This is a genomic window from Sporolactobacillus putidus (assembly GCF_014647035.1).
Lineage (GTDB): Bacteria > Bacillota > Bacilli > Bacillales > Sporolactobacillaceae > Sporolactobacillus > Sporolactobacillus putidus.
Map to the genome: position 1 here is coordinate 114,541 of NZ_BMOK01000010.1, position 7,411 is coordinate 121,951.

Consider the following 7,411-nt stretch of genomic DNA (forward strand, 5'->3'; position numbering starts at 1 on the left):
GGTTATTTAATGGCAACCACGATTCAGCGAGGAAAACCGATCTATGCGTTCAGCAAAGATAACGCGCCTGTCGCCTTCGTCAGTCCCGGTGACGAGATCGTCATTGAAACGTACGACTGCTTTGAGGATCAGATCGTTTCCGAAGAGACAAGTTATGAATCGATCGACTGGAACAGAATTAATCCGGCAACGGGACCTATTTATGTTAAAGGGGCCGAACCCGGGAAAACACTGGCTGTACACATTGAAAAAATCAGTATCAAAAACAGCGGTGTGCTGTCCACAGGAAAAGATCTGGGAACAATGGGGCACAGGCTTGGCGGTCTGCAATTCAAAATCGCTCCAATTGAAAGGGGCAGTATTCTTTTCAACGACAGGATCAAGATCCCTTTTAACAAAATGATCGGTGTCATCGGAGTCGCTCCGAAAGAAGGAGCCATTAACTGCGGGACCCCAGGCGAACATGGCGGAAACATGGATACGACTTTAATTACCGAGGGGACCACGCTCTACTTCCCGATTTTTCATGAGGGGGCGCTGTTCGGCCTCGGTGACATGCACGCCGCGATGGGTGACGGCGAGATCGGTGTGTCCGGAGTAGAAGTCGGCGGATCGGCGACCGTCCGCTTCGAAGTGAGGGACGACCTGAACATCCGTTATCCCATGCTGTCTAATAAACAAGGTATCGCAATGATTGTATCGAAGAGCACATTGGATGAGGCCGCAAAAACCAGTGTTGAAGAGATGATCGATTTTCTCATGCCCTATACCGACTTAAGTTTAGGCGACCTGACCATGCTGATGAGCGCTATCGGCAACGCGCAAATTTCTCAGATTGTCGATCCAAAGCTGACTGCCCGCTTTTTCGTACCAAGATGGTTTCTCAACACATACGGCATGTATACTTTATAATATCTTGAGGTGGAAAATTAAATGACTGAATCCAAATCGTCAACAGGCCATTCCTTTGGCTACAAACAGGAACTGAACCGTGCCCTTTCATTTGGCGACCTGCTGATTTACGGCCTGATCTTCATGGTGCCAATCGCACCATTCGGCATTTACGGCCAGATTGCAATCGGGTCCCACGGGATGGTTGCTCTGGCGTACGCCATCGGCATGGTCGGCATGCTGTTTACTGCTTTCAGCTATTCGAAAATGTCTTCAGCAATTCCGATCGCCGGATCCGTTTATTCCTATGCCCAAAGAGGCATTAATGATAACGTTGGATTTATCGCCGGATGGCTGATTCTTCTTGACTATATTTTTATTCCGGCACTGCTTTATCTGGTCAGCGCCATTGCCCTGGCCGACATCGTTCCCCAGATTCCCGTTCTGGTCTGGCTCATTATCTTTATCGGATTCAATACCATCATTAATATCCGCGGCATTGTCTTTACGGCAAAGACAAATAAAGTGATCCTGTTTCTTGAATTCGTTGTCCTGGCCGTCTTTATTTTTGTCGGCATCGCGGCCATTGCCCGGCACGTGAACGGAGCGGTATTCACCTTTAAACCGCTGTTTGATCCTGCCCAGTTCTCGTTGTCCACCGTCATGGGCGCCGTATCAATCGCCGTCCTGAGCTTTCTGGGTTTTGATGCCATTTCAACCTTGTCTGAAGAATCGAACGGCGGGAAAAAAGCGGTTGGCAAGGCAACCATATTTTCATTGATTATTGTCGGTGTCCTGTTCATCATTCAGACTTGGGTTGCCGCCCTGGTCTTCCCTAACTATAATGCCTTTAAAAGTCCGGATACCGCGTTTTATCAAGTTGCAGGCATCGCAGGCGGTGACTGGCTCCGAATTGTGACGATCGTGGCAACCGCAGTATCGTGGGGCATCGCGAACGCACTTGTGGCACAGACGGCGATCTCGCGTATCCTTTACAGTATGGCTCGCGACAGGAAATTACCGCACTTTTTGTCTAAGATCCATCCAAAATATAAAACGCCTTACATCAGTACCCTGCTGGTTGCCCTTGTCTCTTTAATTGTTACAACCATTTTTGCTTCTCAAATCGGCAAACTGGCATCAGTGGTTAATTTTGGTGCGCTCTCATCCTTTATTCTTCTGCACCTTGCCGTTATGAACTACTATCTGCGCAAACAGAAAAGCAAAAACTATCTCCAGTATTTTATTATGCCGCTGATCGGCCTGCTGATCATTGGTTTTGTATGGTGGAATCTGGATCCTCTCGCAAAGACACTGGGTTTCTCATGGCTTGCGATTGGCATTGTCTATCTGATTTTCCTGAAAATTTTCGGCAAAGACACAAAGATTTCCGTCGATCTGCCCTAAATCTCTGGCCTATCAAACCGGGCTCTTCTGCCCGGTTTTTATATTATTAAGCGGACTCAGGGACTCTGCCAAATTTTCCATTGATCCTGATTTCTTGACAGGGTTAACAGATAAAAATTAATTTAAAAGAACAGCAGGAGGTCATGTTCATGAAGAAACCGGATCTTGAATCACTTCGGAAAATTATTTCTATGTATCATATGACCATGGATGATGCTGAAATCAATGCCTACCAAAAAATTATGAATGAAAGTCTTTTCGATTCATATGAGCATGTCGACCGAATGGTTGAGCCAGAATTGCCTGTGAACTATAAACGGACGCCCGGATACCGGCCTCCTAAAGAGGAAAATCCTTTAAATGCCTGGTATTGGAAAACTGAAGTGGAGCATGCCGAATTAGGAAAACTATCGGGAAAAAAGATTGTCCTGAAGGATAATGTCAGTCTGGCAGGGGTTCCGATGATGAACGGGACAAAAGTTCTTGAAGGATTTGTCCCTCAGATTGACGCAACAATTGTCACCCGTATTCTGGACGAAGGCGGAGAAATACTGGGGAAAGCAGTCTGCGAGAGTCTGTGCTGCAGCTGCAGCAGCTTTACCTCCGACACCGGACCGGTACTCAATCCCCATAATACACTTTATTCTGCCGGAGGATCTTCCAGTGGAAGCGCCGCTCTCGTCGCCTCAGGTGAAGCAGATATGGCCATCGGCTGCGACCAGACCGGCTCGATCCGAATGCCAAGTGCATGGTGCGGCATCGTTGGTCTGAAACCGTCATGGGGTCTTGTCCCTTATACGGGAATATTTCCGGTCGATATAACACTGGATCATGTCGGTCCGATGGCAAGAACCGTAGATAATGTGGCTCTGCTTTTGGAAGTCATCGCCGGACCGGACGGGCTGGACCCGCGTCAATACGGCCTGCAGCCAAAATCCTATTCAAAATACTTAACCGGCGACGCAGCTGGACTGCGGATGGGCATTGTGGAGGAGGGATTCGGCTGGAAAAACCTTTCCGAACAGGATGTCGATCGGACGGTAAGAAAGGCCGCCGAATCATTTACCAAGTGCGGAGCATCGGTTGAAACGGTGTCGATACCGATGCATCGTGACGGGATCCATATTGCCAATATCATTAATACTGAAGGAACAACAGTACAAATGTTCAGAGGCAACGGCCTGGGAACAAGCTGGAAGGGCTACCACCAGACCCAGCTGCTCGATGCCTTTGCCGACGGGATGGCCGCACGTGCAAATGATCTTTCCGCTGCAGCCAAAATCACAATCATGACCGGACAGTATATGCAAAACGCATATCGCGGACGATATTATGCCAAGGCGCAGAATCTGGCGCGCCTGCTGAGAAAAGCGTATGACAACGCATTCCGCAGTTTTGATGTTCTGATCATGCCTACCGTTCCTTACAAGGCTACAAAACTTCCGGACAATGAAACTGAACTCAAGAAAATAATCGATCTCTCTTTTGGGGTCGATACCAATACCGGCGTCTTCGATGTCACCGGGCATCCAGCGATAAACGTGCCCTGCGGTTCAACAGACGGACTGCCGATCGGCATGATGCTGATCGGCAGATATGGAGAAGAAGAAACCCTGCTGCGCGCCGCCCATGCTTTTGAAACCCTGACTCATGGGTTGTTTACGAAACCTGCAGAACTTAAATAAGAGTAAGAAACAAACACAAAATTCGTGGATCCCATCCGACTGATTATTTAATCATTGTACAAGAATCATCCCCTTAACAGCTTTGAAAGATAGGGTTATTCCCTAATCTAAAGCTGGTTTTTTGGGTTAGCCGTTTCGCTTTCCCGAATTACTGAAAAAATATTGACGCCAATGACACCGAGTATCACCAGCACTGCGCCAACATAGTGATAATAGTAGAGGTTTTCATTCAGGAAGACCGCTCCGGAGAATATAGAGATGATGGTCGTCAGATTGGTAAACGCACCGAATTTCGAAGCCTGGATTTCAGAGAGCGCAAAGTTTGACAGAAAAAAAGTGATAAATGACGCAAACACCCCTAAATATAAAACAGATATGAAAAATAAAGGATGGAAAAAGGGCTGCACATATTGTGAAAGCGTGCCTTGAATCAGGTGATTGATCAGAGCCATAAAGTTAAAACTGATAAATCCGATGAAAATCATGATGTAGGTCATATCGATCATTCTATATTTTTGTGTCATCGCTCTTGCCAGAACATTATAACCGGCGTAGGAAAGTGTACTTAAAATAAATAATAGGATACCCAACCACCGGGCTTCGCCTAAATGTCCACCCATCATTAAAAAAATAAACAGCACCCCGGATACAGATAGAACGATTGAAAATTTCTGGATTCCGTTCGTTTTTTCTTTCAACAAGAAGGCGGCCAGTAGCAACGTAAAAATAGGCAGCAACGCCTGAATGATGCCTGCTTCAGTTGCAGGAAGCGATGTAAGCCCCAGCGCTTGTGTTAAAAAATAGAAACACGGATTCAGCAGGGAAATCGGCAGAAAGCGCAGGACATCCCGCAAGTGTATGGATAATCTGATCCCTGCAGCCAAAAGAATAATCATCGAAAATAAAAAGGCTAGTGTAAAACGATCGGCGAGAACATCCAGAGGACTGGTGTACCGGAGCGCTAATTTGACAAACATGAAAGAAAATCCGATAATCGTTGAAAAAAGTACGGCTGATAAATAGGCAAAAAACCGTCTGGAAAAAATCACGTCATCATCTCCAACTCAGTGCGGCGAATCGCAATTTTGAATCTGTGCCTAATCTTCTTTTCTATACAATAGCTGCTTTATCGAACAATAACAGAAAATGACTGCAAACGAAACAAGGATCCATCCATCTGCTCATATTTGAAAAAAAAGGAAAAGGAGTCCTGCATGGCATGACCGGTGCGCAGTCTGAATACCAAAGGACTCCTCAATAATAAACGTTTTGAACCCATCGTTAAATATCACGATATGAAATGCCTTGAACGCACGCCATGGATCAGCTCGCTCATCTCTTCATTTAGTGAGCGATACGCAAATTTTTTGTCGCTTCCCAGTTAATCTCGTTGTCCATGATCACGACGCCATATTCCGACTTCGCCCTTGCCAGAGATACGTAGCCGTCCTGAACATCCGTAAGAACCTTCTTCGGATCGCGCTCGTACGGATCCCCATATCCACCCCCGCACGGTCCGACAATCCGCAGGGTTTCGCCTTTATGCGTCTTTTTATAGGGAACCTTCGACGGCAGTGAGGTTCCCCGGCCCTCTTGATCCGTGAATATCAGCTGGCTCGGTGTGCCGTCTTTGCCGCCGTCAAAGCCCCACGGCGCGTATTTCTGGCCTTCACCTTCGACGGAGAAACCTCCCTCATCTGTAAACTCAATATCCCGGATCGGGCCGACACCGCCCCTGTACTTTCCTGCCGCCGCGGCGTTATCCGGAAACTCGTATCGGGTCACACTTAGGGGGTGATGGGATTCGATATCTTCAATCGGATTGTTTCGTGTATTGGCGTACAGCACATCAATGGCATCCATCCCGTCTTTCCCGTAACGTCCTCCGGAACTTCCCGCCATAATGTCCATATATACCCAGTATTTTTTATCAATCATCCCACTGTAAGCAACCATATACAGATTCCCGATTCCCGCACAGATCTGGTTCGGAACGGCCTGCCCCAATGCGCGCATGATCGTATCGGCCAGGGCATTGCCCGGACAGAATCTGGAAATCGTCGGTGCCGGATAGACCGGATTAGCCAAAGTCCCTTCCGGAGCAATAATTTTTATGGGACGGATCATTCCTGCATTTTGGGGTATATAGCCGAATTTTTTAGAGTCCAGCAATATGGTCCGGATCGTTAAATAAACGGCCATGTCCGTTGTTCCCGCAAGAGGCATGTTAATGGGCCGGTCGTCAACCTGATCGGATGTACCCGTTAAGTCCACAATCATCTCATCATCTTTTACGGTTAAATTAACGACAAATTTCAAATCTTTTCGCTTCGGATCCGGGCTGTCCAAATAACCGTCTATATATCCGACCGAATGATACGTGCCGTTTGAAATCTTTGAAATTTCATTGCGCAGGATGCGTTCCGAGTAATCCATCAAATAATCACGGGCTGCCCGGACAGTCTCCAATCCAAATTTCTCAACTATCTCCAGGTAGCGTTCCGCACCGATTCGACAGGTTGCAATCTGCGCTTCCATGTCGCCGACAACCATATCGGTGGCCCGCACATTGTCCCGAATCAGGCGCCACACCATATCCACCTTTTTTCCTTCTTCATAAACCTTGATCGCTTTGAATTGCATGCCTTCTGCGAAGCAGTCAACGGCGTCGATAATACCGATGGAACCGGGCGACAAAGCGCCTAAATCCAGCTGATGAGCCGTGGAGCAGGAAAAGCCGATCAACTCTCCCTTGTAATAGACGGGAACAAAGAACCCGCAGTCCGGCTGATGCGTCGCACCGTAAAAGGCAGAATTATGAAGAATAGCATCACCCGGTTTAAAATCATAGCCCCTCTCCGCCATGATTTCTTTGATCCCGTGAAGATATCCCGGTATAGGGCCGGATTGCAGCGGGGTGCTGTTTACTGACTCGCACAGCTGCTGCCCATTTTCATCAAGCAGGGCGCAGCCAAAATCGTTCGACTCGCGAATGATACTGGAATAGGACATACGTGCAAGCTTATGGCCCATTTCGATCGCAATATTTTTAAGTGCCCCGCCTACAACCTGAGCAGTAATCGGATCTATCGTCGTTTTCGTATCAACCATTACGCTTCCACTCCTATTTCTACTAAAATACTCCCGTTTGCTAGCATGGTAGCCGTACATTCAGGAGGAATAACCGTCGTCGTATCCTTTTGCAGGATGATGCAAGGCCCCGGTATCGGTTCATCGATAGGCAATTTTTCTTTTTGGTAATGCGGGGTGTCGAATGTCTTTAGAGAACCGTCCGAACGGAACCAGGCCGGTGCCGTATTAACCTCTGCCTCTTCGAGGGAATGAACGCCTTCCGAAAAATGGGTCTAAACTTTTTAGTGTTGATGAGCGTTCATCAGCACTATTTTTGTACAAAAAAGGACATCATT

General features: G+C 47.4%; 5 protein-coding genes. 3 read left to right on the top strand and 2 right to left on the bottom strand.

What is annotated here, in order from left to right; genetic code table 11:
- The first annotated feature begins 9 nt into the window (after positions 1-9).
- From IEX81_RS12005 to IEX81_RS12015, 3 genes are all read left to right on the top strand, one after another.
- Positions 10-912 (top strand): acetamidase/formamidase family protein, encoded by a 903-nt coding sequence (locus IEX81_RS12005; RefSeq protein ID WP_188803633.1) that lies wholly within the window; start codon positions 10-12, stop codon positions 910-912.
- 21 nt (positions 913-933) lie between these two features.
- Positions 934-2,298 carry an APC family permease gene (locus tag IEX81_RS12010; RefSeq protein ID WP_188803636.1) on the top strand — a complete coding sequence of 455 codons (1,365 nt, stop codon included), beginning with the start codon at positions 934-936 and terminating at the stop codon, positions 2,296-2,298.
- 149 nt (positions 2,299-2,447) lie between these two features.
- Positions 2,448-3,983, top strand: a complete 1,536-nt coding sequence (locus tag IEX81_RS12015; protein WP_229727594.1) for an amidase — start codon at positions 2,448-2,450, stop codon at positions 3,981-3,983.
- A 107-nt stretch (positions 3,984-4,090) separates the two neighbouring features.
- On the opposite strand, the gene IEX81_RS12020 is transcribed toward IEX81_RS12015, so the two are convergent.
- Positions 4,091-5,032 (bottom strand): DMT family transporter, encoded by a 942-nt coding sequence (locus IEX81_RS12020; protein WP_229727595.1) that lies wholly within the window; start codon positions 5,030-5,032, stop codon positions 4,091-4,093.
- Between the two features lie 295 nt (positions 5,033-5,327).
- Entirely contained in the window at positions 5,328-7,094 is a 1,767-nt protein-coding gene (locus IEX81_RS12025; RefSeq protein WP_188803640.1) for a hydantoinase B/oxoprolinase family protein, read from the bottom strand.
- Between the last annotated feature and the right edge of the window lie 317 nt (positions 7,095-7,411).